We start from the raw sequence: 25508 nt of genomic DNA on the forward strand, positions 1-25508 counted from the left end.
CAATAAAAGCATCAGGAGAAGACAAATGAAAAAGCAGACCTTCAAGCGCCGCGACATGATCAAGGCAACAGGGGCGCTGGCAGTGGCGTTGGCCCTGTCGGCGGGTGTGCAGGCGCAGTCCGGTGGTGAATTGTTGATCGGCGGGCTGGTGCCTGTCACCGGGGCCGGCGCGCCTTACGGCGGCAATATGCTCAAGGCCATGGAGATCGGCGTCAAGGAAGTGAATGACGCGGGCGGCATGGCGGGGCGTTCCCTGCGCCTGATCGCCGAAGACAGCCAGACCCAGCCGCAAGCTGCCGTGCTCGCCGCCAAGAAACTCATCGAAATCAACAAGGTGCAGGCCATCCTGGGTACCTGGGCGTCGGGCGTGACGCTGGCCGTGCTGCCGCTGACCGACGCCGCCAACATTATCCAGATGAATGTGTCTGGAGCGCCCGCAATTTCAGAAATCGACAAAAAAGACCTGGTCTGGCGCTTCCAGGCGACCAATGACCGCTTTGGCCGCGCCTTTGCGGAAATTGCAGCCAAGAATGGCTACAAGAAGCCAGCGACCATGGCTTTCAACAATGCCTCGGGGCGCGGCAATACTGATGGCTTCATCAAGGCCTGGGAGGCCAAGGGGGGAAAGGTACTGGCCAATGTGGTGTATGAGCCCAACCGGAGCAGCTACCGCTCGGAATTGCAGAAGGTGCTGGCAACCGATCCGGACGTGATCGTCATGGGTTCCTACCTGCCAGATACCACCATCATCCTGCGCGAGTGGTTCCATTCCGGCGCCGAGAATGCTTGGATCATTCCCGGCTGGGCCGCCAATACCGAACTGGTCCAGGCGCTGGGCCAGGAAGTGACCGATGGCATCATTTCCGTCGATACGGTTTCCAACTCCGATGCCGACAGCTACAAGGACCTGAACCAGCGCTATCGCCAGGCAACCGGCGCAGACCTGGCCGATAACGTCTATGCGGCCATGACCTACGACATGGTGATCAGCCTGGCGCTGGCTGCGCACAAGGCGGGCGCCGACGCCACGCCGCAGCAGATCAGCGACCAGATCCGAGCAGTCTCCAATCCGGACGGAGAAAAGGTCTATTCCTATGCGCAGGGCAAGGCACTGCTGGATGCAGGCAAGGACATCGACTACGAAGGGGCGTCCAGCCGCCTGAATTTCGACGAATACGGCGATTCCAACCCGGATTTCGGCGTCTATGCGATCAGGGACGGCAAGTTCGAGCGCGTCGACACGATTTCGCTGGACTGATTGCCCGGGCGACCGGTTCTGTTTCATTGCTGGAGCGTCGTCGGATATGTCCGGTACTTTCTTCATCAACCTGATCCTCAATGGTCTCATCGAGGGCATGGTCATCGCGCTGCCGGCGCTGGCCCTGACCCTGGTGCTGGACATTTCGAAGTTCCCCAACGTTGCGGTGGGTGACACCATGACAGTGGGGGCTTATGCCGCACTGGCATTCCAGTCGGTCGGACTGCCTTATTTCGCGCTTTCGGTCGGCGGCGCGATGGCCGTGTGCATGGTGCTCAGCCTGGCGACCTGGCATTTTGTCTTCCGGCGCCTGAGCAAGGCGTCCATGGTGGTCAATCTGCTGGCGGCCGTCGGGTTGGCCTTCATGATGCGCAGCGTGCTGCAACTGCTGGTCAGCAGCCAGCCCCAGGTGTACGACTTTCCCCTGGTGCGCGCCTGGAATTTCCACGGCGTTCGGCTGCTGCCCGCTGACCTCTGGGTGCTGTTGACCAGCGTCGCCACGTTGCTGGTGGTGTTCGGCATCTTCCGCTACACGGACCTGGGCCGCCGGCTGCGGGCCATTGCTGACAACCCGGAGCTGGCGCGCGCCAGTGCGATAAGGTCGCGCTGGCCGGTCTGGTTCCTCTGGGCCCTGTTCGGCGCATTGTCCGCGCTGGGCGGGGTGCTGATCGCATCCAAAAGCGTGTTGCTGCCGGAGTTCGGCTGGGAATTCGTGATTCCTGCGTTTTCTGCCGTCATCCTGGGTGGCATCGGCAATCCGGTCGGCGCGGTGCTGGGCGCTGTGTTGATGGGCGTGGCGCAGGAGCTGTCAGTCGCATTCGTCGGCCCCAGCTACAAGATCGTCGTCTCCTTCGCCGTGCTGATACTGGTTCTGATGCTGCGCCCCTCGGGCCTGCTCGGCACCGTTGAAAAGTCTCGTTGAACCAAGGGATAGCCATGGAAGCGTATCTGCTATCTATCTGCATCATCGGGGCCATCTATGCCCTGTTGGCCATCGGCCTGAACATCCAGTACGGCGAGACGGGCCTGATCAATTTCGGGCACGTGGCCTACTTTGCCATTGGCGCCTACGCGACGGCGATTCTGTCGCAGCGCGGCGTGCCCATTGTCTTGTCCATGGTGCTGGCCGGCCTGATCGCGGCGCTGGCGGCCATTCCCATCGGCATGGCCGCCCTGCGGCTCAAGGAGGACTACTTCGCCATCGTGACGCTGGGCTTTGCCGAAACTGTGCGCATCGTCGTCCAGCAGGAGGATTGGCTGACCAATGGGGTTCAGGGCATTGCCTCCATTCCGCCGCTTACGGCCTGGGCGGGCGCCAGCCAGAATCGCATGTTCGCGCTGATCATCATCGCGACGGTATTGCTGGCCATGCTGGCGGTCTATCTGTTGCAGCACAGCAGTTTCGGCCGCGTGCTGCGCGCCATCCGTGACAACGAAGTGGCAGTGGTAGCACTGGGAAAGAAAACCTCGGTCTTCAAGATCAAGGTCTTGATGTTCGGCTCGTTCCTGGGCGGATTGGCCGGGGCGTTCTATGCACATTTCATCAGCTATATCTCGCCCGAGCAGTTCATCTCGCTGGTGACTTTCTACGTGTGGATGTCCATCATCCTGGGGGGCGTCGGCACCATGCGCGGCGCCTTGCTGGGCAGCCTGGTGCTGGTGCTGATCCTGGAAGGGTCGCGTTTCCTGGGGGATTTCCTGCCGGGTATTTCCGACGTGCAATTGGCGCATATCCGCCTGGGTGTCATCGGCTGCGTGCTGGTGGCGTTCAGCCTGTTTCGGCCGCAAGGCATCTTCGGCAAAGCACAGTAAGGGGGCGGTATGCTGGTTGTTGAAAACGTAACCGTGACCTATGGTCCGTTCAAGGCGGTGGACCAGGCCAGCCTGCGTGTCGATGCGGGTGAAACCATCGGCCTGGCAGGAACCAACGGCGCAGGCAAGACCACGCTGTTTGCTGCCATCGCTGGCCAGTTGCCCGCCACCACGGGCAGCATCCTGTTCCAGGGTCGGCAGATCCTGGGGCAACCGACCTATCGGCGTGCGGGGCAGGGGCTGTGCCGCACTTTTCAGGTGCCGCGTGAGTTCGGGCGCCTGACCGTGCTGGAAAACCTGTTGGTGGCAGCGCAGGACGAGCGCCAGGAAAACATGCTGACTGCATGGCTGGGGCGGCGAGGCATGCGGGAAACCGTTGCCAGCCGTACCCGGCAGGCAGACGGCATACTGGATATGCTGGGCATCAGCCATGTGCGGGACTTGCTGGCGTCGCAATTGTCCGGCGGCCAGAAGAAGTTGCTGGAACTGGCGCGGGTACTGATGCAAAAGCCTTCCATCATCCTGCTCGACGAGCCTTTTGCCGGGGTCAATCCGGTACGCATCGGTGAAATGATGGAAATATTCACCCGCCTGAAGGCGCAGGGCATTGCACTCCTCATCGTGGAGCATCACCTGCAGGCGCTCAGGAGCCTGTCCTCGCGGCTGTATGTCATGGACCAGGGCAAGGTGATTGCCGAGGGCGATCCGGCCACTGTCCTCAATTCGAAAATCGTGCAGGATGCCTATATGGGGGGCGTGATATGAGCGCAGGACTATCTGTCGGAACACCCGCTGGCGTCGATGCACTGACCATCGAGCAACTGGCTGGCGGCTATACCGATGTCAATATCATTCACGGCATAGACCTGAGGGTAGGGCCGGAAGAAATCGTGACCATCGCCGGGACCAATGGCGCAGGCAAGTCTACCTTTTTGAAGGCCCTGCTGGGTCTGCTGCCGCGCACCTCGGGCAGCGTGCAACTGCTGGGCGAGGACATCAGCGGCCTGGCGACGGAAGCGCGTATCGAGCGCGGGCTGGCCTACGTGCCGCAGGTCACGAACGTTTTTCGCACGTTGACGGTACAGGAAAACCTGCTGGTGGCGGACAAGCGTGTCAGCCGCCGGCAGATCGACGACATGCTGGCCATCTTTCCGGCGCTCAAGCCCCGGCTGGGCCAGCGTGCCGGCACGCTGTCGGGGGGCGAACGCCAGCAACTGGCCTTTGCTCGCGCCCTGATACGCGCGCCCCAGGTCATCATCCTGGATGAACCGACGGCGGCGTTGGCCCCCGGCCTGGTGCAATCCATCTTCGACGTGATCCGCCGCCTGAAGGAATTGAAGGTTGCGGTGCTGATGGTGGAGCAGCGCGCCCGCCAGGCGCTGGAAATCAGCGATCGCGGCTATATCCTGGACCAGGGCAAGGTGGTGCTTTCCGGGGCGGCGGCAGGCTTGCTTGCCGACCCGGAAATGACGGAACTGTATCTGGGCACGGCCACGCACACCTGAGCACGCAAGCCTGTCGGCGGTGCCGTCAGCGAGACCCGGCTTCGTTGATTCCGACCCGGTAATAGGTGGGTGGGGGCGTGCCGTTGACGGCGAAGTCGCCTACCAGGCGCTCGCGGTAGACACGCGGGTTATGGGAGGAAATCGTGCGTGCGTTGCGCCAGTAGCGGTCCAGCCCGGCCTGGCGCAGCGTGGCCGAGGCGCCCAGGGCATCGAACAATTCCGTGCTGGCTTCCAGCACGACCCGGGTCAGCACGGAAACGGCCTGGTCCACTTCCACGTGAGCAATGGCGGCCGCCTGTTCGTGCGCATCGCTGTCTGCCGTGCGCTGCAGGTGCGCATCATGGCTGCGTTGCACGGCCTGGGCGGCGTGCAGCGTCAGCGCGCCCGCCGTGTAGGCGGCTGCATGGGTGCGCCCCACCACTTGCAGAAGCTGGGGGTCCTGAGCGGCGCTGGCGCTGTTGCCGTGGCTGTAGACCCGGTCGCGCTGGCGCAGCCGCTGGGCGACATCGCCCGCCAGGGCACGCCCGATACCGGCCAGCGAGGCCAGGTGCACCAGCTGATAGAAGGGCACGGCGTAAGGAAATCGTGTCGCGCCTGGTTTGATCCAGATATCGTCTATCGCTACGTTGGTGAAGATTGCCGTCCCGCTGGCGGTCAGCGCCTGCCCGAAACCATCCCAGTCGTCCACGACTTCCACGCCAGCCGCCCGGCGCGGCACTTGCAGGTAGTGCGTGTCACCGCTGTCGTCCTGGGCGGCAACGGAGATCCAGTCGGCGAACAGCGAACCGGTGGTGTAGAACTTGCGGCCATCCAGGCGCAGGCCGTCAGGGCCGGCCGCCAGGCGTGTGGCAAAGCTGCCTACCTTGGCCGGGCCGGCTTCGGAAAGCCCGGCGCCTATCAGGTCACCCTGGGCCAGGCGGTCCAGCCAGAAGTCGCGCCAGGCGGACGGGTCGGCGCTCAGGACTTCTTCGGTGAAGCCCAGGTGGGCGCGCAGGGCATTCACGACATTGGTATCGGCAGCGCCCAGTTCCACCAGCAATCCGAAGAGTTCAGGCAGCGTTGCGTCATGCCCGCCTTGTGCCGCCGGCAGGCGCAGGCGTGTGAATCCTGCTTCCCGCAGCCAGCCGATTTCCGCGTGTGGCAGGCGGTGTTGCAGGTCGCGTTCGACCGCGCTGGCGCGAATGCGGGCAAAGACCGGCCGCCAGGTTTGCGCGAGCGTTTCATAACGTTCGCTGGGGTTGGCACCCCAGGCGGCGTGAATGGCCTGGGATGTATCAGGCGCTGGCGCTTGTGTGGCGGAGGATGGGGGGGCGGTGTGTTCCAGAAGCTCGGACATGGCAGTCTCGCGAAGAAGGAAAGAAGGGCGGGCAGAGGCGGCAGGCCGCCAGGAGCGGCCGCCGTTGCGCTCAGGCGTAAGCCGGATAGGCAGCGGGATGGGCCGGGCGCTTGAGCCCCAGGTGTTCGCGCAGCGTGTTGCCTTCGTAGGCGGTGCGAAACAGTTTGCGGCGCTGTAATTCGGGTACGACATGGGCAATGAAATCGTTCAACCCGCCAGGCAGCCACGGCGCCATGATGTTGAAGCCATCGGCTGCGCCGTTTTCGAACCAGTGCTGCAGGAAGTCCGCTACCTGGCTGGGCGTGCCGACGACCTGCTGGTGGCCGCGTGCGCCGGCAATGCGCAGATAGAGTTGGCGGACATTCAGGCCGTCACGGCGCGCCAGGTCCAGCAGCAACTGCTGGCGGCTTTTCGGGCCATTGGTTTCCGGCAGCGTGGGGACCGGGTCGTCGGGCGCCAACCCGGACAGGTCGACGTTGCCTAGCGTGCTTGAGAGCAGGGCGATGCCGACAGCAGGGTCGACCAGTTCCTGCAATTGCTCGAATTTTTCCTCGGCTTCCGCCAGGCTGGCGCCAATGACCGGGAAAATGCCGGGCATGATCTTGACGTCATCGGGCTGCCGTTCCTGCGCAGGCAAGCGGTTCTTGATATCGGCATAGAACGCCTGGGCTTCTTCCAGTGTCTGGTGCGCGACAAAAATGACTTCTGCTGTACGGGCGGCCAGTGCACGGCCTGCTTCCGACGCGCCCGCCTGCACGATCACCGGGCGGCCCTGGGGCGAACGCGCGACATTGAGCGGCCCGCGAATGCGGAAATGCTTGCCGCGATGATCAGGCAGATGCAGCTTGGTCGTGTCCAAGTAGATGCCGCTGGCCTTGTCTCGCGGGAAGGCGTCGTCTTCCCAGCTGTCCCAGAGCCGCAGCACGGCGTCATGGAACTCGGTGGCGCGCTCGTAGCGCAGCGCGTGCTCATCGAGTTCGTCACGATTGAAGTTCTGGGCTTCGGTACGTCCGCTGGACGTGACCAGGTTCCAGCCGGCGCGCCCGCCGGAAATATGATCCAGGGACGCAAACTTGCGTGCGACGTTATAGGGCTCGTGAAACGAGGTTGAGACCGTGGCGATCAGCCCGATCTTCTGCGTGACGGCGGCCAGTGCCGACAGCAGGGTGACGGGTTCGAAGAAATCGCTGCGGGCGGTGCGTGCCAGCGATGCCTGGTCTGTGCCACGGATACCGGAAGAATCCGACAGGAAAATGGCATCGAAATGGGCTGCCTCGGCTTGCCGGGCCAGTGCAACATAGTGCTGGAAATTGCTGCCAGCATCGGCCTGCGCGCCCGGATGGCGCCAGCCGGCAATGTGGTGGCCGGTCTGCATCAGGAATGCACCCAGGCGGATTTGACGAGGTATGTGAGACATGGAATTCCTAGTACATGCGAAAAGGGATGGAATGGTCCTAGCGCCGCTGCGGGAGAGCGGCAGCAGGCATCAGGCGGCGCTGGCGGTATGGCTTGTCGTGACAGTCTGTGTCTGCGGAACGGGCAGCCCCAGGTGCTGGCGCAGGGTGCGGCCTGCGTAGTCCTGGCGGAACAGGCCGCGTTGCTGCAACAAGGGCACGACCTGCTCGACGAAATCCTGCAGGCCGCTGGGCAGCAGCCCCGGCATGAGGTTGAAACCGTCAGCGGCACCATGGCGGAACCAATGCTCGATGTCGTCGGCCACTTGTTCGGGCGTGCCGACGATCTCCCGATGGCCGCCGCCGGCAGCAAACTCCCCCAGAAATTCCCGCAATGTGAGGCCACTCTGCTGTGAGCGCGCCAGGATGGCGCGAAAAAAGGTATGGCCGCCATTGCCGTTGTTGGGCAGTGGCAAGTCTTGCGGTAGGGGTTCGTCCAGTTTGAGTTGCTCCGGTGCCACGCCCAGCCTGCCGGCCAGCCGGTTCAGGCTGTGTTCGACGGGCACGAGATTGATGAGCTCCTGGTGGCGCTGGCGGGCTTCGGCCTGGGTGCCGCCGAGGAATACGCCAAGGCCGGGCAGGACCTTGACGCCGTCGGGGCTGCGACCCAGCGCCCGGGCGTGGCGGCGCAGCCCCTGGGCATAGGCCAGCGCTTCCTCGAAGGATTGCGACGCGGAGAACACGGCTTCGGCATGGCGCGCAGCCAGGGCCTGGCCATCAGCCGATCCGCCTGCCTGGAAAATCACGGGATGCCCCTGTGGCGAACGTGGCTGGTTGAGCACGCCCTCGACCTGGAAAAACTCGCCCGCATGATGCACGGTGTTGAGCCTGGCGGTATCCACGAAGCGGCCGCTGGCGGCATCGCCCAGCAGCGCGTCATCCTCCCAGCTGTTCCACAGCGCCTTGACCACCGTGGCGAACTCATCGGCGCGGCGGTAGCGGTCGGTGTGGGCCAGCACGTCTTTCTGGCCGAACTTGCGCGCCGATGATGCATCAGCCGTGGTGACGACATTCCAGCCTGCGCGTCCGCCGCTGATGAGGTCCAGCGAGGCCAGACGCCGCGCCAGGTTGTACGGGTCGTTGTAGGTGGTGGAAGCCGTGGCGACCAGGCCCAGGTGCGTGGTCGCCATGGCAATGGCTGTCAGGACCAGGGTGGGTTCCAGTGCAGTAACCGGCCCTGTCGCGAGCCCGTCGGTCGTGACGGAATCTGCCAGGAAAATGGCGTCGAACTTACCTTTCTCGGCCCATTGGGCAATGCGTATATAGTGTTGTACGTCGATGAAGCCGAGCGGGTCGTTTTCCGGCACGCGCCAGGCGGAAGGGACAAATCCCTGAAGCCAAGCGTTGACGTTCAGATGCAATTGGCGCGGGGTAGCGGTGCTCATGCGGTAGCCTTTTCTGATCGGTAGGGCGGGGCGGCGGGGAGCGTGCGGTTCAGGGTTGCAGGCGCTGCTGGTCGGGCACCACGAAGCCTCGATAGTTGTCGTTGATGAAGGCTGCGACCTGCTCCCCCACCAAGTAGTCCACGAGCCGCTGGAGGCGCGGGTCGGACGTTAGTTCCGTGCGCGTGGTCAGTACGTTGGCATAGGGGTTGTTGTGCTTGTCCTCCAGGGCCAGGGCGCTTTGCGGGTCGATGTCGTGGGTCAGGGCGATGTCGCCATTGATGAACGAGGCCTCCACGTCCGGCAGCGATTTGGCGCGCAGCCGGGTTTCCGTTGGAATGAACTTGAAGTGCCGAGGGTTGGCGGTGATGTTTTTCTCGTCTATGGCCAGAGCTGCCGTAGATCCATCGGACTGCGGGTGGCTCAGTTCCAGCAGGCCTTGCTGCTGCAGGATGAACAATGCGCGCGGCAGATTGGTCTGTTCATTGGGAACCAGCAGGGACGCGCCATCCGGGATGTCCTTGATGGACGTATAGCGCGACGAATACAGGCCGAACACATTGACCAGCAGTGTGGCGACATTGACCAGTTTGCCCTGGGCCTCGGGGTGCGCAGCGACCCAGGAATCGAAGAAAGGCCGGTGCTGCAGCAAGGTGGCATCGACATCGCCCTTGTAGAGCAACTGGTTGGCGTCCAGGCCCTGGCTGCTTTCGATGATCTTGAGCTTGAGGCCACTGCCGTCGGCATCGGCCAGCTTCTGCACATAGCGCAAGATATCGCCTTGCGGCGTTGGGGTGACGTAAACCTTCAGCGGCTCGTTGGAAACCGTGGCAGCGGCGTGGGCCGGTGCGGTGACGCTGCCCAGCAGCCCGGTGAGTGTCACGGAAGCCAGGGCCAGGAGAGTACGCAGCGCGTTGCGTTTGGCAGGGCGAAAGGAAGGGCGGTGCATCGTGTGGTTCCTTGTGTGAAAGCGGAAGGGAATCGCAGCGCAGCGGGGGGCGTGGAGGCCGGTGCTAGCGTTTGTGCTTGCGCAGCCGGATCCAGGCGTCCCCGCTCAATTGGATGGTCTGCACGATGAGCACCATGGCAATCACCGCGATGAAAATCAGTTCGACGAACCAGCGTTGATAGCCGTAGGTCAGCGCGAAGTCGCCCACGCCGCCTGCGCCGATGGCGCCTGCGACAGCGGTGCCTTCCACCAGGCCGACCAGGATGATGGTGGCCGACGCGATGATGCCGGAGAGGGATTCGGGCAGCAGAATGCGGAAGATGAATTGCGGTGTGGTGACGCCGATGACGCGGGCGGCTTCGATCCGGCCCTGGTCCAGCTCGCGCAGATTGGCTTCTATCAATCTGGAAAAGAATGGCGTGAAGCCGAAAGTCAACGGCACCAGCGCCGCGACCGGGCCCAGCGGCGTGCCCACGATCCAGCGAGTCACCGGGATCAGGATCACGATCATGATGATGAAGGGAATGGATCTGCCGGTATTCACGATGGTATTGAGCGTGTGATAGACCAGCGGCCGAGGGCACCAGGAATTGGGGGCAGTGAGGTAGAGCGCCAGGCCGGCGGCCACCCCCAGCCCGATGACCAGCACCCCGGAAAAGAATGTCATATAGAGGGTCTGGCCCAGGGCTTCCCAGAAATCAGGCAGGTAAATCGTCCAGTCACGGGCATTCATGTTTCCGTTACCTTTCCCAGCACAATGCTTTTTTCACGCAGGATGGAAGAAAGCGAGTGCATCAGGCTTGAGGGCTTGTCGCGAAAATCGAAATCCACTTTGAAGCGGGCAGCATCGACACCGCCCAGGCGTTCCACACCGCCGGAGACCACGGCAGAGGCCAGATCCAGGCGTTGTGCGGCATCGGACAGGAACGACCCCTGGGCACGGATATCCGGCAGGATCAGGTCGTAGCGCACCCAGCCGGGGCGGGGGGCGTGCCCCAGGTCGGGGGCAGGCAGCAGTTGCCGGCCCAGGTAGGAATCCGCGTCATGCAGCAGATCGCGTACCTTGCCCGCTTCGACGATCCGGCCGGACTGGATCAGCGTGACGGAATCGGCCGCATAGCGCACGACATCCCAGGAGTGGGTGATCAGGACAATGGTCAGGTTGAGTTGCTGTTTGAGCTGCAGCAGCAAATCCAGAATGACGAGCGTCGTTTCGGAATCCAGCGCGCTGGTGGCTTCGTCGCATAGCAGGACTTCGGCATCTGCCACCAGCGCCCGGGCAATCCCCACGCGTTGCTTCTGGCCACCGGACAACTGCGAGGGATAGGCCTTTTCCTTGCCCTGCAGGCCGACCAGTTCCAGCAACTCCAGGGCTTTGCGACGGCGCGCCGTGCGCCCCACACCACGCACGGACAGGGGAAACTCGATGTTTTCCAGCACCGTCTGGCTGTGAAAAAGATTGAAGTGCTGGAAAATCGTGGCAACCCGGCTCAGGTATCGGCGCAATGCCGCGCCACGCAGATTGGCCAGGGGCTGATCCTGGAAATAAATATCGCCGCTATCCGGACGCTCCAGCAGATTCAATAACCGCAGTAAGGTGCTCTTACCGGCGCCGGAAGTGCCGACAATGCCGAAAAAGGAATTGCTGGGTATTTCCAGGGAAATATCGGAAAGCGCTGGCAATGTTTCCTTGCCACGGCTAAATGACTTGGAGACATGTTCCAGGCGAAATGCATGAGCCATCGTCGGAAACCATGAAAAGACAGGGCGGGAATGCCGCCGAAAAATGCATTATTGAATTGCAGGGGATAGGCACCAACGACCGAATTTCTATATTGATATTGGGCGGCCGGGGAATGTGCTTATGGATTCAATGTATGTATTGCGCCGGAACAGAATGGCCGGACGGATGTCGGCCCGTGCATGGCAGGCATGGCGTATGCCGGGAGGGCGGGTAAGCAGGACAGCCTGATGTCAGCAGTACGGTGGGATAATTGCCCGTTTGGCGATGTCGGCCCGGAGAGAAGGACAAAGTGTGCCCGGGAGACGTTTGTGGCAATGCAGCAGGAGTATTCTTGAGTCACGGCGGCGCGGCACTGTTTTCCGCTCGTCTGCCATTTGCCCAGGCGCCCCAGGCGGCGCGCCATCACTGGGGCTTTTCCTACAACTGGGCTATCACGTATTACGCCATGGACATTGACATCATCGCCATCCTGACGGCCGTCGCATTCTGTGCCGGATTTTTCGACGCCATTGCTGGTGGCGGCGGGTTGATTACCGTGCCTGCGCTTTTCCTGGCAGGCATGGATCCGGTGGCTGCGCTGGCTACCAATAAATTCCAGGCCTCGGCCGGTTCGGTCTCGGCGACCGTGGCATTTGCCCGCAAGGGCCTGGTGGAATGGAAAACCGGCCGCGTCCTGGCGGCTTTTTCCATGATGGGCGGCATCCTGGGCGCACTTTTTGTCAGCTATATGGACAAGAACTGGTTGGAAGCCAGCATACCCGTCCTGTTGTTGCTGGTGGCAGGTTACTTTGCCTTTGCGCCCAGGCTGGACGACGATAAACGTAAAAAGCGCATGACACTGCTGATGTTCGCCATCCTGGTGGCGCCCTTGATCGGCTTTTACGATGGCGTTTTCGGCCCGGGCACGGGTTCCTTTTTCATGGTCGGCCTGACACTGCTGTGTGGCCTGCCTGTCATGCGCGCCGTCAGCTTTACCAAACTGGCCAACGCTGCCTGCAATCTGGGGGCGCTGTTCATCTTCCTGTTGAAGGGGGCCATTTTCTGGCCGCTGGCCATTTCCATGGCATTCGGGGCATTTGCTGGTGCCCAGCTGGGGGCGCGTTGCGCCGTCAAGGTTGGCACGCGGCTGGTCAGACCCATGGTGGTGGTCGTCTGTTGCGCCCTGGCCATCAAGCTGCTGAGTTCCGCCGAGAACCCTTTGCGCATGGCCATCAGCACACTGTTCTGATACCTATGATTGAAAAGGACGGCAAGCAATGAATTCCGAATTGATCCCGCTGACTGGCGATGCGGCGCTGGCGGAAAAACTTGCCACTTACTTTCAGCAAGTATCCGGCTGGGAAGAAGGGTGCCAGGCGCTGGGCCTGTTCACCTCGCCGGACGCCATTGCGCAGACGGAACAATTCCGCAGTTTCCATCCCTTGGTTCAGGTGCTGCAAGGCATCATCGTTGACGACCCGGGCACCAGCAGCCACCACTTCGTCATTGGATGCGCAGCCTTGCGGGGTGCCGTGCTCTACTTGACGCACGATGGCGACAGCCGCATCGTCTATGCGGATATCGACGCTTTTCTGGCGGCAGCCAGGCAGGCCTGCGCTGCCGGGGGCATGCTGGAAGATGTCGCGCCCGGCGAGGCTTGGCAGGCAACCGACCAGGCGGCATTGCAACAGTTCTGCCAGCATTTTCTGGCGACGCAGGACGCAGAGGATGTGCTGCCGGCGCTCATTCCTTCAATGGATCTCTCCGATGTGCCGGCCTTGGCCTTGCTGGTGCGCGATGAAGACCTGTATGTGCCGGAAGCCATTTGCCGTCAGATCGCTGCGCGTCCGGCCCGGCAGTTGATGCCATTGGTGGAGCGCTGCGAAACTCATCCTCATGTCATGGTGCAACAGGCGGCAGCCAGGGCAAAAAAACGAATCGAAAGCCTGTAATGGGTCAATTCAAACCAGGAAAATCCCGTATTCCTGAGGCTGTTATAAATAGCAAATCCATTGGCCTCGCCTGGCTTGACGATCAAGGCCGGCTAGTAAAGGACTGACCATCGGTAATTGGCAGCAGGGAGCTGGAATGAATACACGTTTTTCATTGATGAAACCTTCCTGTCGATTGCCTCGCATCCAGAACGTCTGAGAATACGAGGCATTCTTTTCTTGCACTGTCGTTTTTTCTTTCTTTTTGATGGTTATGCCGATTGCCGGCACCAATGTCGTGAAAAGAATCGCGGCGACAGCTATATTGAAATGATTGGGCATGAATAATGCCGGTTCAGGTTTCATTTCAAAAAAGGATGTGGCTATGATTCGTCAGTTCTCGCGCTGTGTCACGGCGGTGCTGTTGTTGGCTGTACTGCCTGCCGTCCATGCGGAAAATGCGGCGCCGGCAGCAGTCGTCGCCGATCCCTTGCCTTCCTGGAACGAGGGCACGACCAAACGCAACATCCTGGAATTCGTCAAGGACACGACCACCGAGGGCTCCAAGGATTTTGTCATCCAGAAAGATCGCATTGCCACATTCGACCAGGATGGCACGCTGTGGGTGGAACACCCGCTGTATTCCCAGTATCTGTACATACTGAGCAAGACCAACGAGCTCGTCAGCAAGAACCCTTCATACGCCGACCAGGAACCGTTCAAAACGGTCCTGAGCGGTGACATGAAGAAAATCAGTGTGCTATCGACCGCAGAAATCTTCCGCATCGCCGTTCTTGCGCAGGACGGCCTCAGCGTCGAGGAATACCAGGCCGACGTCGAAAAATGGCTGGCCACCGCACGCGACCCGCGCTGGGGACGGCCCTATACCGACCTGATCTACCAGCCCATGCTGGAATTGATGGAATACCTGCGCGCCAATGGCTACAAGACCTATATCGTCACCGGTGGAGGCCAGGACTTCGTTCGTACCTACAGCGACTCGGTCTATGGCATCCCCGTCGAACAAATTGCCGGCACCTCGTTCGGCACCCAATTCAAGTACGACCAGGACGGCAAGGCATTCCTGGCGTTGCAACCGTCGCTGTTCTTCAATGACGACTTTGGTGGCAAGGCCAGGGGCATCGGCCTGTTCATCGGCAAGCGGCCGCATTTCTCCGCCGGCAACTCCACGGGTGACCGAGAAATGCTGGAATACACCACCAGCGGCCCCGGCCGCCGCATGGGCATGCTGGTGTTCCATGACGATGCCAAGCGCGAATACGCCTATGGCCCGGCCCAGGGCCTGCCCGACACGCAGGTCGGCACCTTCACTCAGAACCTGTATGACGAAGCCGTCAGCAAGAACTGGTCCATCATCAGCATGAAAAACGACTGGAAGAAAATCTTCAAGTTCGAATAACTTTCCAGGTACTTGAACCCCGGTGAGCGGTTTGCTGACTGGGGACGCTGACATCCGAAGGTCGGTACTGCGCATCTTTGCAGATGGGGCCTGGGCGGAAATAAGCAATCGGGCCTGAAAAGCAGAAAAGGCACCACATTCGAAAATGTGGTGCCTTTTTAACTGGGAATTTTGGTGGAGCGGAGGAGGATCGAACTCCCGACCTTCGCATTGCGAACGCGACGCTCTCCCAGCTGAGCTACCGCCCCAATGAAGAGATAAATTATATGCCTGCCATTTCAGCTTGGCAAGCATCGGCGCGGAGAATTTTGCGCCGATGTCTGGCTGTCTTCAGGTTCAGATTTTCAGTTCGGCCACGACAGGGGCGTGGTCCGAGGGTTGTTCGTTGGCGCGCGGTGCCTTGTCGATCAGGCTGGCGATGCAGCGGTCCTTCAGGGCATCGGAGATCAGGACGTGGTCGATGCGCAGGCCGGCATTGCGGCGGAAGGCGCCCTGGCGGTAGTCCCACCAGCTGAAGCTTTTTTCCGGTTGCTCAAAGAGGCGGAAGGAGTCGCTCAACCCAAGGTCCAGCAGCTGTGTCCAGGCGGCGCGCTCCGGCGGCGATACCAGTACCTGGCCTTCCCATTTGGCGGGATCGTGGACGTCGCGATCGTCCGGGGCGATGTTGTAGTCGCCAAGGATGGCCAGTTTGGGATAGCGGCTCAGTTCTTCGCGCAGCCATTCGTGCAGGGCGGCAAACCAGCTCAGTTTGTAGGGATATTTTTCGCTGTCCAGTGCCTGGCCGTTCGGGCAGTAGACGCTGACGACACGGATTTCCCCGCCAGCCGGGTCGGGCAGGGTGGCGGCGACCAGGCGGCGTTGGGGGTCTTCAAAGCCGGGGATGTTGCGTACGATATCGGCACCGGGCTGGCGCGAGATAAGGGCCACGCCATTGTAGGTTTTCTGGCCGGCCCAGGCGGCGTGGTAACCCAGTTCGGTGAAGGCGGCGAGCGGGAACTTGTCGTCCTCCAGCTTGAGCTCCTGCAGGCACAGGGCGTCGACCGGGTTTGTGTTGAGCCAGTCGATGACCTGCGGCAGTCGGACTTTCAGGGAATTCACGTTCCAGGCTGCAAGTTTCATGGGAGCGCTTGACCTCTTGATGATGATGGGTGTCGGGAGGGCCGGTCGGCCGGTTTGGGGGCGTCGACCGTGTAAGGGTGCCCGGCAATCCGTAATGGTAACAGCGCGGGCGTGGCGGCTCGGTCCTGGCCGGGCGTATTTGCAGCGCGCCGGGCCAGGCTCCCGTAAAATCCCTGCTTTCATTCAAGTTTTGCTGTCATGCCGTTTGTCACAATGTGCCAGAACGGATGCCGGCTGCGATCTATGCCCCAAATCCAAAGAAAAACCCACCGCGCCTGCGAGGCCTTGTCTACTGCCGCCGCTGCCTATCCCGAAGCCTGGAAGAAGGCCGAGCTGTTCCGCTCGATCAACGGCCAACCCGGCAAGCCGCATTGGCAGGATTGGTGCTATTTGCCCCTGGGCGGCTGGTACGCCATCGTGGCGCGCGCCAAACATGGGGGCAAGGAGATCCATAACCTGGCGTCCTTGCTGGACGTTTCCCGCCTGGCCGCATTGGGCGCCTGGCGCATGACGCAGGGAATCTACCGTTTCCAGCCCGGGCTGCTGGCATCTCTGCAGCAGGCGCCGGCCAGCCTGGAGGTTTCCTGCGAAGCCTTGTTCACCCTGCCGGAGTGGGGCGTCTATATTGAAACGCCGGAATTGGACCAGGGCCTGCATGGCGTGTGGGCGCATCTTGAACATGACATCAATAATGGCGCGTTGGAATTGCGCCTGCTGCTGGACGAGGATACCGGGCTGACGCCCCTGGTGGTTGACCTGGGTGTGCCGACGCTGGCTGCCGCCGTGCAGGGCGCCATTGAGGAGTCGGAACGGGAAAGTCAGGCCAATCAGGCAGGCATGGACGAGGCGGATGCGACACACGGGGCGGAACAGACGGCCCGCGTGCTGCCGGTGGTCGCGGCGCTGCTGCTGCATCTGTGTTCGGCCGACGCCGTATTCCTGCGCAAGGGGGAGCCCGCGCGGCCTGCGAATCCCGTGCCGCGCAAGACCAAGCAGGGCGCACGCCTGTTCCCGGCCGCCGGGCCGACGGATTGGGAAGTCGGCGCCAGGGGCTGAAGCTTTACCAGCGTTGGCTCAAGAAGCGCGCTGGCGTGCCGCCGCGCGCTGGCTGGCCAGATTGTCCTGCAGGCCCAGGAATTCGGCCACGGCATCGTCCACCGGTTGATTGCTGAGCTCCCTGGGGCTGCCCCATTGGCGTAGCGTACCGCCTATCATGATGCCCATGCGATCCGCCATGGCATAGGCTTCGGCCTGGTTGTGCGTGACCAGCAATGCCGTGGCGCCGCTGTCCTTGAGGATGTCCCGGACATCGAAGGCCAGCCGCTCGCGGGTCAGTGTGTCCAGGTTGGAAAAGGGTTCGTCCAGCAGCAGCAGGCTGGGTTCCGGGGCCAGGGCGCGTGCCAGCGCCACGCGTTGCTGCTGGCCACCCGATATTTCATGCGGAAAGGCTGGGCCCAGGCCGGTCAGTCCGACCAGTTCCAGCATTTGGGCGATGCGCCGTTGCTGCTGAACGCGTGGCAGCCGCCGCAGGCCGAAGCCGATGTTGTTTGCCAGAGACAGGTGCGGAAACAGGGCGTAGTCCTGGAACATCATGCCAATCTGGCGCTCTTCGGGAGGGACGTTCCGGCCGTCGCCGGCAAGAAGGCGACCCTCCAGCGTGATGCGGCCGGCATGTACCGGCTCGAAGCCGGCGATGGCGCGCAACACTGTGCTTTTGCCGCAACCGGAGGCGCCCAGCAGGGCGCCCAGGTGTCCGCGTTCCAGCTGCAGGCTGAAGTCCGCAAGGACGGGACGGCCGGGGTAGGCCAGGGTTATCTGTTCCAGCGAAAGATACGGCGTAGTGATCATGGCGCGATGACGGGACGGCTGCCGGCGCGGGCCAGCAGGATGACAGGCAGCAGGCCTGCCGCGACGATGGCCAGCGCAGCGACAGCACCTTCTTCATAGGTGCCGCGAGCGGCTTCTGCATACAGCCAGGTTGCCAGCGTTTCGAAGTTGAGGGGGCGCAGCAGCAGCGTGGCCGGGAGTTCCTTCATGGTGTCGACAAACACCAGTAGCGCAGCGCTGAACAATGCGGGCCGCAGCAATGGCAGATGGACGCGGCGCAGCACACCGGTTTCGTCCTCCCCCAGGCTGCGGGCGGCGCGGTCCAGGGCGGGCGGGATGCGGGCATAGCCGGCTTCAATGCCGCCAGCGGCAATGGCAAGAAAGCGGATGAGATAAGCCAGGACCAGTGCAGCGGTGCTGCCCATCAACCATAGCTGCGGCGTGTCGCCCCAGAAGGCAGTGATGCCATTGATGCCCTGGTCCACCCAGGCCATCGGGGCCAACAGGCCGATCGCCACGATCGTGCCGGGCACGGCATAGCCCAGGCTGCCGATGCGCAACGCCAACAGGCCCAGGCGCTCGTCATGGCGGCCAGGGGCCAGGCGCCGGGCGGCCGCCAGGAGCAGGCCGGCGGCCAGCGTCAGCAGGGTTGCGACTGCCGCCACGCTGATGGTGTTGATGGCGCTGGCCGCCAGTTGCTGCGAGAGCGCGCCATGGCGGTCGAAGTAGCGCAGCGTCTGTTGCAGCAGATAGGCAGCCGGCAAGACGAAACCCAGCAGGACGGGCAGGCTGGCGATGGCGCACAGCAGCCAGCCCCGCCAGCCTGCCACCCGGGTGGGCTGCATGGGGCGCGGCCGCTGGGTGGTGGCGTAGCGTTGGCGGCGGCGCGCGTGCCGTTCCAGCCAGATCAGCAGTACGACCAGCAGCAGCATGGACAGCGCAATCTGCGCGGCACCGGCGAGATCCGAACGGCTGACCCAGGTGTTGTAGACGGCGACGGTCAGGGTCTGGACCCCCAGGAATTCCGAGGCGCCTATGTCATTGAGTGTTTCGAGCAGCGCCAGGCTGGCGCCGACGGCGACGGCCGGCCGGGCCAGTGGCAGGGCTACCCGGAAAAAGGCGCCCCGGCGTGTGGCGCCCAGGGTGCGTGCTGCCTCCAGCAGGCCGGCGGCCTGAGTCTGGAACATCATGCGCGCCGTCAGGTAAACATAGGGATACAGGACGAAGCCCAGCAGCAGAATGGCCCCGCCCAGGGAGCGGATGTCCGGCAGGCGGAATTGTCGGGGGGAATCGTAGCCCAGCAGGTTGCGCAGGGTTTCCTGGATCGGCCCGAGCGGGTGTAGCAGGTCCAGGTAGGCGTATGCCACGATATAGGTGGGCACGGCCAGGGGCAGCAGCAGCGCCCACGAAAGAATCGCCTGGCCAGGGAAGCGATAGGCGCTTACCAGCCAGGCGCAGCCTGCGCCCAGGACCGTCGTCAGAAGCCCGACGCCCGCCAGCAACACGATGGTATTGCTGGCGGCGGCGGGCAGTACGTTGCGTCCCAGGTGTTGCCAGAGGCCTGCGCTGCCCTGGCTGGCTTCCCAGGCCAGCGAAGCCAGGGGTGCCAGGACGCAGGCGGCCAGCAGCGTGGCCAGCCCCAGCAACAACCAGACCGGGCGCCAGCGGCGCCGAAAATGGTGCACGTCGGTCAGGTCCGGCGATGGTTATTGGTCGAAGCCGACCTTGTCCACCAGTTCGCTGGCCTGCTTGCGGTGCTTGGCGATTTCCGGCAGCGAGAGCGTATCGACCTGCAGTTCGCCGAAGCTGGCGACGATCGGGTCCAGCGCGACACCTGCTTTCACGGGATATTCGAAGTTGGCCTGGGCGTATAGGCTCTGGGCATCGTCGGACACCAGGAATTCAAGCAGCTTGACGGCGTTGTCATGGTTGGGCGCGTGCTTGGCCACGGCGGCGCCACTGATATTGACGTGGGTGCCGCCGTTGCTGAAGGTGGGGCGTATGACCTTGATGGCGTCGCCCCATTTGCGGTCGTCCGAGCCTTCCTTGGCGGAGCGCATCTGGCCAACGTAGTAGGCATTGGCAATGCCGATATCGCAAATGCCCCCCAGGATGTCCCGCGCAACGTTGCGGTCACCGCCAGTGGCCTTGCGGGCCAGATTGGATTTGACACCCGAGAGCCATTGCTCCGCAGCTTCCGGGCCGTGGTGGGCAATATAGGCGGCGATCAATGCAACGTTGTAGGGGTGCTGGCCCGAACGGATGCACACCCGGTTTTTCCATTCCGGTTTGGCCAGGTCTTCATAGTTGAAGGATTCCAGCGCGAGGTCTTTGTCGGCGTAGAGGACCCGGTCGCGCAGCGATAGCGTGAACCACTGGCCTTCGGGGCTGCGCAGGTTGGCAGGAATGGCTTCTTCCAGCACGGCGGAGCGGGTTGCCTGTGTCACGCCGTTATCGACCAGATCCAGCAGGTTGCCGACATCCACGGTCATCAGCACGTCGGCGGGCGAGCGCTCGCCCTCGGCTTTCACGCGTTCCGCAAGCCCGTCCTTGACGAATACGGTGTTGACCTTGATGCCGCTTTGTTCGGTGAATTTATCCAGCAAGGGCTGGATCAGGCCGGGTTCGCGCGTGGTGTAAAGGTTGACGTCGCCAGCTGCGCTGGCAAGGACGCTATAGCCCAGCGAGCCCATCAGGACGACGGCTTGGGTCAAGGCAAAGACGGAACGGCGTGACGGCATCGTTGATCTCCATAATAGAGGTGCGGCGGCACAGCCTGTGCCTGGCGCTGTGGTTCCGGCAAACCCGGAAATAAGGTCGTATCCAGGAGGGGCTTCAGACAGATACGGGTTGACGCTTGCGGTCTGCCGCGTTCCTGTATGGATCTGCGCTCTTCGTGACGCTATCCTGGGCTTATATCCAAAATGAGAATCAATATTAAACCAAAAGCTGAATGCTGGCTGAATTTTCAGTGGGTTTTCGCTTGACGGGGAGGAGGGGGCTTTCGCCACTGGCAAAAGGCTGCCCATGGGACGCCTGCGCATGCGGCCCGTTTCCTGCCTGACGGGGCAAGCCGGCAAGAATAAGCTTCTAAGCTGCGTGCATATTCAGGAGAGCTGCCCGGCGGTATGATTCCAGGTTGGCCGCTCAGGCCGGCAAAGAACCTTGATTTCATCCCATGCGAGCTTTTTCCAGAGGGCTGTTCGTCAGCCTTTCCATTGCGGCGGGCTACCTGCCGATCGCTTTTTCATTCGGCCTGGCTGCATTGCAGGCCGGCTTGTCGCCCCTGACGACGCTGATGCTGTCCGTGGTGGTCTATGCAGGCGCCAGCCAGTTCGTGCTGATCCCCTTGCTGGCTTCCGGCGCCGGCCTGTTGACGGCTTTGCCGACTGTGTTGCTGATGAACGCGCGCCATTTGTTCTACGGCCCTTCGCTGTGGGGGAAGTACCGCCGTCCTGCCGATGGCAATCTGCCCACTCCGGTGCTGGCATTCGGGTTGACCGATGAAGTGTTCGCGGCCTCGATGACCCGCATGGCCGATGTGCCAGAAGCGCAGCGTGAACGCTGGTACCTGGGGCTGCAGACCGGCGCCTATGCTTCCTGGGTGCTGGGCACGGTGCTGGGGGTGGCGCTGGGCGGTTATTTCGAGCATCCCCCGGTTGCCTTGCAGGCCGCGCTGTCATTTATCCTGCCGGGCCTGTTTTTTGCCTTGTTGCTGGAAATCGGCGTGCTGAAAAACTGGCGCGTCGTCGTGATCACGGCTTGCGCCTGCGTGTTGTTGTTGCAGTGGCTGCCCGGATACCATGCGCTGGCGCTCGGTATGTTGCTAGGCGCGGCCTCCGGCCTGGTCCCGACGCGGCGCAGCCAGGAGCCGGCATGAGCGAAAGTGATTGGATCGTTATTCTGTGCGGTTTGGGCACATTCCTGATCCGCTGGCTGCCCATGCGTGGCAAGGCAGCCGCGCGCAATACGGCAGCGGCGGACGGCTTGGCCCAGCGTCTGTTGCGCGGCATTGGTCCGGCTGCCATTGCCGCCTTGCTGGCGGTATCGTTCTGGCCCATGGTCGCGCAGCACCCGGATGTCTGGCGTACGCTGGCGGTGCTGTTGTCGCTGGGCGTAATCCTGGTACTTAAGCGCTGTTTCGGGGGCATTGCCGGGCCGACCCTGGCAGGCGCAGCCGTGTTCGGTCTGCTGCATCTCTGTCTGCCGTTGGCGGGGCAGGGCATCTAGGCTTGCTTGCTGTTGTGCTTGCTGATGCCATGCTGGTGGCGCGGCCTGCCTGGCCTGGCGGTAGTTGCCGCTTGCGCCAGGCAAAAGCGGATCTATAGCAAGGCGTCGCGTAACAGGGGGGCGGCCTGGTCCCGGGCCGACAGCACGGGCGGCACGCTGAGGGGCCAGCTGATGGCCAGCGCCGGGTCATTCCAGCGTATGCTGCCTTCTGCCGGGGCATGCCAGTAACTGGTCGTGCGGTACAGGCAATCCGCGCTGCCCGACAGTACCAGGAAGCCATGCGCGTACCCGGGAGGAATCCAGAGCAGGCGGCGGTTGCGTGCAGAAAGAATGGCGCCGGTCCATTGGCCGAATGTTGCTGAATCCCGGCGGATGTCGACCGCGACATCGAAGATTTCTCCTGCCGTGACGCTGATGAGCTTGCCTTGCGCATGAGGGGCGCGCTGGAAATGCAGTCCGCGTAGGACGCCATGCCGGGATTGCGACAGGTTTTCCTGCACGAACGCCAGGTCCGGCAGGGCCAGCGCAGCGCGCAGCTGGCGCAGGTTTACGTTTTCCAGGAAGTAGCCGCGTTCATCGGCATGAAATTCGGGGCTTAGCAGTTTCACCCCTGGCAAGCTGGTGGTTTCGATTTTCATCAGAATATCCGCGCGTCAGGCAGTGCGGCAAGATAGCGGCCGTAGGGGCTGTTGGGCATGGCAGCCGCCAGCCGGTGCAACTGGGCGGCGTCTATGTAGCCCAGGCGGTAGGCGATTTCCTCGGGGCAGGCGACTTTCAGGCCCTGGCGCTTTTCCAGGGTGGCGATGAATTGGCTGGCGTCCAGCAAGGCGTCGTGTGTGCCGGTGTCCAGCCAGGCATAGCCGCGCCCCAGGGTTTCGACGTGCAGTTTACGTTGCGCCAGATAGGACAGGTTGAGGTCGGTGATCTCCAGTTCTCCGCGCGGGGAGGGGCGCAATTCCCTGGCCCTGTCGGGGGCGCTGGCATCATAGAAGTACAGGCCGGTGACGGCGTAGTCCGATTTGGGGTGGCTGGGCTTTTCTTCGATGGAAACCGCCGTGCCATGCGTATCGAATTCCACCACGCCATAGCGCTGGGCATCCTGTACCCGATACGCGAACACGGTGGATTGGTCCGTCTGGCTGCTGCAGCGGCGCAGCAAGGGAGCCAGGTCATGACCATGGAAAATATTGTCACCCAACACCAGGGCGCAAGCACGTCCGCCCAGGAACGAGCGGGCAATGAGCAGGGATTCGGCAATGCCGCGCGGCTCGTCCTGGACGGCGTAGCGGATTGTCAGTCCCCATTGGCTGCCATCACCCAGCAGGCGCTGGAACAAGGGCGTATCGCCTGGCGTGCTGATCAGCAGGATTTCCCGGATGCCTGCCAGCATCAGTGTGGTCAGGGGGTAATAGACCATGGGCTTGTCGTAGACAGGCAGCAGCTGTTTGGAAATGGCCAAGGTCGCAGGATGCAGGCGTGTGCCGGCGCCGCCAGCCAGCAGGATGCCTTTGCGGGGGTGGGTCTGGTCTGTCATGGTGGGGAAGTCAGCCAATCAGGTTCACGGGCAATTTGCTCCAGGGTCTGGCTCAGATCATTGCGCCAATCGGGAAGCAACAGGCCGAACGCTTGCTGGAAACGAGTGTTGTCCAGTTGTGATTGCGGCGGGCGGGGCGCGGGGGCCTTCCATGCGCTGGCGGCGATGGGGTGAATGCGGGCTGCACTCCCTGCGGGCAGCAGTCCCAGTGCGCTGGCTTGCCGGGCGGCGAAGCTGGCATAGTCATACCAACTGGTACGGCCGCTGGCACTCAGATGATAACGTCCGCCGGCAGCGGCCGGTGTTGGCTGCAGGCACAGCGCCAGGGCATCGAGAGCAGCCGAAGCAATGCGTCGGGCGCTGTTTGGCGTGCCATGGACATCGGCCACGACGTTCAGACTGTCTTCGGGATGCTGCCGCAGGCGCCGGAGGATGGTGCCCAGGAAGTTTCCGGGCCCTGCGCTGTAAAGCCAACTGGTACGAAAAACCAGGTGTCGGCAGCCGCTGGCGATAACAGCCTGCTCCCCAGCCAGCTTGCTGCGTCCATAGACGGAAAGCGGGGCAGCCGTATCCGTTTCGCGGTAGGCGGCCGGCTGCGCGCCATCGAAGACATAATCCGTAGAGAAATGCACCATCCAGGCACCGCTGCTGGCGGCAGCCGCCGCCATTGCCGCGACGGCGTGGGCGTTGATGGCATGGGCCAGGTCGGGCTTGGCCTGCGCGAGGTCGACGGCGGTGAAGGCTGCGGCGTTGATGATGGCCCAGGGCTGGCGTTCGCGGATCAGGGCTCCAAGGCGGGTGGCAGAGCGCAAATCGCAGTGCGTCCGGTTGAACGTTTCGAGGGTAAAAACAGGCAGCCCGGAGGGCGGGTCTTGGGCCAGCCGTGCTGCCAGTGCGCGGCCCAGTTGACCCTGGGCGCCGAATAGCAGAATGGGCTTCATGGGCGGGCTGGCCCTGAATCAGCCGGGCTGTTGTTGTTCTGGCGCCAGGCAATGGCGCCTATCTCAGGCACGCGCTCCATCCATTGGCGATGTGCCAGATACCAATCGACGGTCGAAGCCAGGCCGTGCGCCAGGGGCGTGCGGGCCTGCCAGTCCAGCTGGGTACGGATTTTCTTCGTGTCCAGCGCATAGCGTGTGTCATGCCCGGGGCGGTCCGCTACGTGCTGGATCTGCCGGGCGTAAGGCTGGCTGTCAGGACGCGGCAGCCGCTGGTCCAGCAGTGCGCATAAGGTCTGGGCCATGTCCAGATTGCTGCTTTCCTGGCCGCTGCCGATGTTATAGCGCTGCCCGGGCTGGCCTTGTGCCAGCAAAAGGCGCAAGGCGGCGCAATGGTCGGCAACATGCAGCCAGTCCCGCTGCTGCAGGCCGTTGCCGTAAAGCGGCAGCGGCGCGCCAGCCAGTGCCAGGCGCAGGAACAGCGGGATCAGTTTCTCGGGAAACTGGCGCGGCCCGTAATTGTTCGAGCAATGCGAGATCAGTGTGGGCAAACCATATGTCCGGTGCCACGACATGACCAGATGGTCGCTTGCCGCCTTGCTGGCCGAATAGGGGCTGCTGGGCTGGTATGGGTGGTTTTCGGTCGCGGGCGCTGCCGAAGGCGGGAGCGAACCATAGACTTCGTCTGTGGATATGTGCAGGAAACGGAATGCATCGCACTGGGCTGCGGGCAGGCGGCGCCAGTATTGGCGGCAGGATTCCAGCAGTGTGAAGGTGCCATCGACATTGGCTTGCAAAAAGGCGCCGGGGTCGTCGATGGACCGGTCCACGTGGGTTTGGGCGGCAAAGTGCACGATGGCTCTGGGCTGGTAGTCAGCCAGGAGCCGGGCGACAGTGGCACGGTCGCGGATGTCGCCCTGCACGAAAATGTGACGCGGGTCATGGCGGACGGTGGCCAGGTTTTCCAGGTTGCCGGCATAGCCCAGGATATCCAGGTTGACGACCGGTTCTTCGTGCCGGGTCAGCCATTCAAGGATGAAGTTGCTGCCGATGAAGCCGGCGCCGCCAGTTACGAGCAGTGTCATGGGTG

At 62.7% G+C, this 25508-nt stretch carries 26 protein-coding genes and 1 tRNA gene; 11 read left to right on the forward strand and 16 right to left on the reverse strand.

Annotation, left to right across the window (positions count from 1 at the left end; translation table 11 throughout):
* The first annotated feature begins 25 nt into the window (after positions 1-25).
* The 5 genes from ACEW7X_RS06550 to ACEW7X_RS06570 are packed head-to-tail and all read left to right on the forward strand — an operon-like array spanning position 26 to position 4575.
* On the forward strand, positions 26-1258 hold the full coding sequence (locus tag ACEW7X_RS06550; RefSeq protein ID WP_207224906.1) for an ABC transporter substrate-binding protein: 1233 nt from the start codon (positions 26-28) through the stop codon (positions 1256-1258).
* Positions 1259-1304: 46 nt separating this feature from the next.
* A complete protein-coding gene (locus ACEW7X_RS06555; RefSeq protein WP_068368605.1) occupies positions 1305-2180 on the forward strand; it encodes a branched-chain amino acid ABC transporter permease in 876 nt (291 codons plus the stop codon).
* Positions 2181-2194: 14 nt separating this feature from the next.
* Positions 2195-3070 (forward strand): branched-chain amino acid ABC transporter permease, encoded by an 876-nt coding sequence (locus ACEW7X_RS06560; RefSeq protein ID WP_068368603.1) that lies wholly within the window; start codon positions 2195-2197, stop codon positions 3068-3070.
* Positions 3071-3079: 9 nt separating this feature from the next.
* Positions 3080-3835: an ABC transporter ATP-binding protein gene (locus ACEW7X_RS06565; protein ID WP_130486894.1), complete on the forward strand. Its 756-nt coding sequence runs from the start codon at positions 3080-3082 to the stop codon at positions 3833-3835.
* Positions 3832-4575, forward strand: a complete 744-nt coding sequence (locus ACEW7X_RS06570) for an ABC transporter ATP-binding protein (RefSeq protein ID WP_130486895.1) — start codon at positions 3832-3834, stop codon at positions 4573-4575. Before ACEW7X_RS06565 ends, ACEW7X_RS06570 begins: the two co-directional genes overlap by 4 nt.
* Positions 4576-4600: 25 nt before the next feature.
* Here the strand turns inward: ACEW7X_RS06570 and ACEW7X_RS06575 are convergent, their stop codons facing one another.
* From ACEW7X_RS06575 to ACEW7X_RS06600, 6 genes are all read right to left on the reverse strand, one after another.
* Positions 4601-5911: a monooxygenase gene (locus ACEW7X_RS06575; protein WP_130486896.1), complete on the reverse strand. Its 1311-nt coding sequence runs from the start codon at positions 5909-5911 to the stop codon at positions 4601-4603.
* Between the two features lie 70 nt (positions 5912-5981).
* Complete coding sequence (locus tag ACEW7X_RS06580; protein WP_130486897.1) at positions 5982-7328, reverse strand: LLM class flavin-dependent oxidoreductase; 1347 nt, start codon at positions 7326-7328, stop codon at positions 5982-5984.
* 69 nt (positions 7329-7397) lie between these two features.
* Entirely contained in the window at positions 7398-8750 is a 1353-nt protein-coding gene (locus ACEW7X_RS06585; RefSeq protein ID WP_130486898.1) for an LLM class flavin-dependent oxidoreductase, read from the reverse strand.
* 49 nt (positions 8751-8799) lie between these two features.
* Positions 8800-9696: a MetQ/NlpA family ABC transporter substrate-binding protein gene (locus tag ACEW7X_RS06590; RefSeq protein WP_130486899.1), complete on the reverse strand. Its 897-nt coding sequence runs from the start codon at positions 9694-9696 to the stop codon at positions 8800-8802.
* Between the two features lie 64 nt (positions 9697-9760).
* Positions 9761-10429 carry a methionine ABC transporter permease gene (locus ACEW7X_RS06595; protein ID WP_130486900.1) on the reverse strand — a complete coding sequence of 223 codons (669 nt, stop codon included), beginning with the start codon at positions 10427-10429 and terminating at the stop codon, positions 9761-9763.
* On the reverse strand, positions 10426-11439 hold the full coding sequence (locus ACEW7X_RS06600) for a methionine ABC transporter ATP-binding protein (protein ID WP_068368585.1): 1014 nt from the start codon (positions 11437-11439) through the stop codon (positions 10426-10428). Before ACEW7X_RS06600 ends, ACEW7X_RS06595 begins: the two co-directional genes overlap by 4 nt.
* Positions 11440-11771: 332 nt before the next feature.
* On the opposite strand from ACEW7X_RS06600, the gene ACEW7X_RS06605 reads away from it, so the two are divergent.
* Positions 11772-12668, forward strand: coding sequence for a TSUP family transporter (locus ACEW7X_RS06605; RefSeq protein ID WP_238591317.1), 897 nt, complete (start codon positions 11772-11774; stop codon positions 12666-12668).
* Between the two features lie 28 nt (positions 12669-12696).
* Complete coding sequence (locus ACEW7X_RS06610) at positions 12697-13371, forward strand: hypothetical protein (protein WP_068368582.1); 675 nt, start codon at positions 12697-12699, stop codon at positions 13369-13371.
* 42 nt (positions 13372-13413) lie between these two features.
* Here the strand turns inward: ACEW7X_RS06610 and ACEW7X_RS06615 are convergent, their stop codons facing one another.
* Positions 13414-13692, reverse strand: a complete 279-nt coding sequence (locus ACEW7X_RS06615) for a hypothetical protein (protein ID WP_420177772.1) — start codon at positions 13690-13692, stop codon at positions 13414-13416.
* A 43-nt stretch (positions 13693-13735) separates the two neighbouring features.
* Between ACEW7X_RS06615 and ACEW7X_RS06620 the strand changes: the two genes are divergently transcribed.
* Positions 13736-14770, forward strand: coding sequence for an HAD family hydrolase (locus tag ACEW7X_RS06620; protein ID WP_130486902.1), 1035 nt, complete (start codon positions 13736-13738; stop codon positions 14768-14770).
* Between the two features lie 172 nt (positions 14771-14942).
* Here the strand turns inward: ACEW7X_RS06620 and ACEW7X_RS06625 are convergent.
* Positions 14943-15018, reverse strand: a tRNA-Ala gene (locus ACEW7X_RS06625).
* Positions 15019-15106: 88 nt separating this feature from the next.
* Positions 15107-15889, reverse strand: coding sequence for an exodeoxyribonuclease III (gene xth / locus ACEW7X_RS06630; protein ID WP_068368567.1), 783 nt, complete (start codon positions 15887-15889; stop codon positions 15107-15109).
* 243 nt (positions 15890-16132) lie between these two features.
* Between xth and ACEW7X_RS06635 the strand changes: the two genes are divergently transcribed.
* Complete coding sequence (locus tag ACEW7X_RS06635) at positions 16133-16945, forward strand: hypothetical protein (RefSeq protein WP_420177773.1); 813 nt, start codon at positions 16133-16135, stop codon at positions 16943-16945.
* 18 nt (positions 16946-16963) lie between these two features.
* Here ACEW7X_RS06635 and ACEW7X_RS06640 read toward each other — a convergent pair whose 3' ends face one another.
* Genes ACEW7X_RS06640 through ACEW7X_RS06650 form a run of 3 tightly spaced genes read right to left on the reverse strand, consistent with a single transcriptional unit; the run spans position 16964 to position 20409 of the window.
* Complete coding sequence (locus tag ACEW7X_RS06640) at positions 16964-17737, reverse strand: ABC transporter ATP-binding protein (protein ID WP_420177774.1); 774 nt, start codon at positions 17735-17737, stop codon at positions 16964-16966.
* Entirely contained in the window at positions 17734-19410 is a 1677-nt protein-coding gene (locus ACEW7X_RS06645; protein ID WP_420177913.1) for an ABC transporter permease, read from the reverse strand. The genes ACEW7X_RS06640 and ACEW7X_RS06645 overlap by 4 nt, the downstream gene beginning before the upstream one ends.
* Before the next feature lie 12 nt (positions 19411-19422).
* The gene (locus tag ACEW7X_RS06650; RefSeq protein ID WP_420177914.1) at positions 19423-20409 is read right to left on the reverse strand and encodes a Fe(3+) ABC transporter substrate-binding protein; all 987 of its coding nucleotides are present in this window, start codon (positions 20407-20409) and stop codon (positions 19423-19425) included.
* Between the two features lie 485 nt (positions 20410-20894).
* On the opposite strand from ACEW7X_RS06650, the gene ACEW7X_RS06655 reads away from it, so the two are divergent.
* Together ACEW7X_RS06655 and ACEW7X_RS06660 are read left to right on the forward strand one after the other, a co-directional pair.
* Positions 20895-21596, forward strand: coding sequence for an AzlC family ABC transporter permease (locus tag ACEW7X_RS06655; protein WP_420177775.1), 702 nt, complete (start codon positions 20895-20897; stop codon positions 21594-21596).
* Positions 21593-21946: an AzlD domain-containing protein gene (locus tag ACEW7X_RS06660; protein ID WP_420177776.1), complete on the forward strand. Its 354-nt coding sequence runs from the start codon at positions 21593-21595 to the stop codon at positions 21944-21946. Before ACEW7X_RS06655 ends, ACEW7X_RS06660 begins: the two co-directional genes overlap by 4 nt.
* 92 nt (positions 21947-22038) lie before the next feature.
* Here ACEW7X_RS06660 and rfbC read toward each other — a convergent pair whose 3' ends face one another.
* The 4 genes from rfbC to rfbB are packed head-to-tail and all read right to left on the reverse strand — an operon-like array spanning position 22039 to position 25503.
* On the reverse strand, positions 22039-22590 hold the full coding sequence (rfbC, locus tag ACEW7X_RS06665; protein ID WP_207224911.1) for a dTDP-4-dehydrorhamnose 3,5-epimerase: 552 nt from the start codon (positions 22588-22590) through the stop codon (positions 22039-22041).
* Positions 22584-23480 (reverse strand): glucose-1-phosphate thymidylyltransferase RfbA, encoded by an 897-nt coding sequence (rfbA, locus tag ACEW7X_RS06670; protein WP_068368543.1) that lies wholly within the window; start codon positions 23478-23480, stop codon positions 22584-22586. Before rfbA ends, rfbC begins: the two co-directional genes overlap by 7 nt.
* A complete protein-coding gene (gene rfbD, locus ACEW7X_RS06675) occupies positions 23477-24421 on the reverse strand; it encodes a dTDP-4-dehydrorhamnose reductase (protein ID WP_420177777.1) in 945 nt (314 codons plus the stop codon). Before rfbD ends, rfbA begins: the two co-directional genes overlap by 4 nt.
* The gene (gene rfbB, locus ACEW7X_RS06680) at positions 24418-25503 is read right to left on the reverse strand and encodes a dTDP-glucose 4,6-dehydratase (protein ID WP_420177778.1); all 1086 of its coding nucleotides are present in this window, start codon (positions 25501-25503) and stop codon (positions 24418-24420) included. The genes rfbD and rfbB overlap by 4 nt, the downstream gene beginning before the upstream one ends.
* Between the last annotated feature and the right edge of the window lie 5 nt (positions 25504-25508).

This window comes from Kerstersia gyiorum (assembly GCF_048595715.1).
GTDB lineage: Bacteria > Pseudomonadota > Gammaproteobacteria > Burkholderiales > Burkholderiaceae_B > Kerstersia > Kerstersia gyiorum.

Excerpts from the sequence above, each read along its gene's own strand:
- ACEW7X_RS06550 (WP_207224906.1), top strand. The coding sequence starts at position 26 with ATGAAAAAGCAGACCTTCAAGCGCCGCGACATGATCAAGGCAACAGGG.
- ACEW7X_RS06555 (WP_068368605.1), top strand. The coding sequence starts at position 1,305 with ATGTCCGGTACTTTCTTCATCAACCTGATCCTCAATGGTCTCATCGAG.
- ACEW7X_RS06560 (WP_068368603.1), top strand. The coding sequence starts at position 2,195 with ATGGAAGCGTATCTGCTATCTATCTGCATCATCGGGGCCATCTATGCC.
- ACEW7X_RS06565 (WP_130486894.1), top strand. The coding sequence starts at position 3,080 with ATGCTGGTTGTTGAAAACGTAACCGTGACCTATGGTCCGTTCAAGGCG.
- ACEW7X_RS06570 (WP_130486895.1), top strand. The coding sequence starts at position 3,832 with ATGAGCGCAGGACTATCTGTCGGAACACCCGCTGGCGTCGATGCACTG.
- ACEW7X_RS06575 (WP_130486896.1), bottom strand. The coding sequence starts at position 5,911 with ATGTCCGAGCTTCTGGAACACACCGCCCCCCCATCCTCCGCCACACAA.
- ACEW7X_RS06580 (WP_130486897.1), bottom strand. The coding sequence starts at position 7,328 with ATGTCTCACATACCTCGTCAAATCCGCCTGGGTGCATTCCTGATGCAG.
- ACEW7X_RS06585 (WP_130486898.1), bottom strand. The coding sequence starts at position 8,750 with ATGAGCACCGCTACCCCGCGCCAATTGCATCTGAACGTCAACGCTTGG.
- ACEW7X_RS06590 (WP_130486899.1), bottom strand. The coding sequence starts at position 9,696 with ATGCACCGCCCTTCCTTTCGCCCTGCCAAACGCAACGCGCTGCGTACT.
- ACEW7X_RS06595 (WP_130486900.1), bottom strand. The coding sequence starts at position 10,429 with ATGAATGCCCGTGACTGGACGATTTACCTGCCTGATTTCTGGGAAGCC.
- ACEW7X_RS06600 (WP_068368585.1), bottom strand. The coding sequence starts at position 11,439 with ATGGCTCATGCATTTCGCCTGGAACATGTCTCCAAGTCATTTAGCCGT.
- ACEW7X_RS06610 (WP_068368582.1), top strand. The coding sequence starts at position 12,697 with ATGAATTCCGAATTGATCCCGCTGACTGGCGATGCGGCGCTGGCGGAA.
- ACEW7X_RS06615 (WP_420177772.1), bottom strand. The coding sequence starts at position 13,692 with ATGCCCAATCATTTCAATATAGCTGTCGCCGCGATTCTTTTCACGACA.
- ACEW7X_RS06620 (WP_130486902.1), top strand. The coding sequence starts at position 13,736 with ATGATTCGTCAGTTCTCGCGCTGTGTCACGGCGGTGCTGTTGTTGGCT.
- xth (WP_068368567.1), bottom strand. The coding sequence starts at position 15,889 with ATGAAACTTGCAGCCTGGAACGTGAATTCCCTGAAAGTCCGACTGCCG.
- ACEW7X_RS06635 (WP_420177773.1), top strand. The coding sequence starts at position 16,133 with ATGCCCCAAATCCAAAGAAAAACCCACCGCGCCTGCGAGGCCTTGTCT.
- ACEW7X_RS06640 (WP_420177774.1), bottom strand. The coding sequence starts at position 17,737 with ATGATCACTACGCCGTATCTTTCGCTGGAACAGATAACCCTGGCCTAC.
- ACEW7X_RS06650 (WP_420177914.1), bottom strand. The coding sequence starts at position 20,409 with ATGGGCTCGCTGGGCTATAGCGTCCTTGCCAGCGCAGCTGGCGACGTC.
- ACEW7X_RS06655 (WP_420177775.1), top strand. The coding sequence starts at position 20,895 with ATGCGAGCTTTTTCCAGAGGGCTGTTCGTCAGCCTTTCCATTGCGGCG.
- ACEW7X_RS06660 (WP_420177776.1), top strand. The coding sequence starts at position 21,593 with ATGAGCGAAAGTGATTGGATCGTTATTCTGTGCGGTTTGGGCACATTC.
- rfbA (WP_068368543.1), bottom strand. The coding sequence starts at position 23,480 with ATGACAGACCAGACCCACCCCCGCAAAGGCATCCTGCTGGCTGGCGGC.
- rfbD (WP_420177777.1), bottom strand. The coding sequence starts at position 24,421 with ATGAAGCCCATTCTGCTATTCGGCGCCCAGGGTCAACTGGGCCGCGCA.
- rfbB (WP_420177778.1), bottom strand. The coding sequence starts at position 25,503 with ATGACACTGCTCGTAACTGGCGGCGCCGGCTTCATCGGCAGCAACTTC.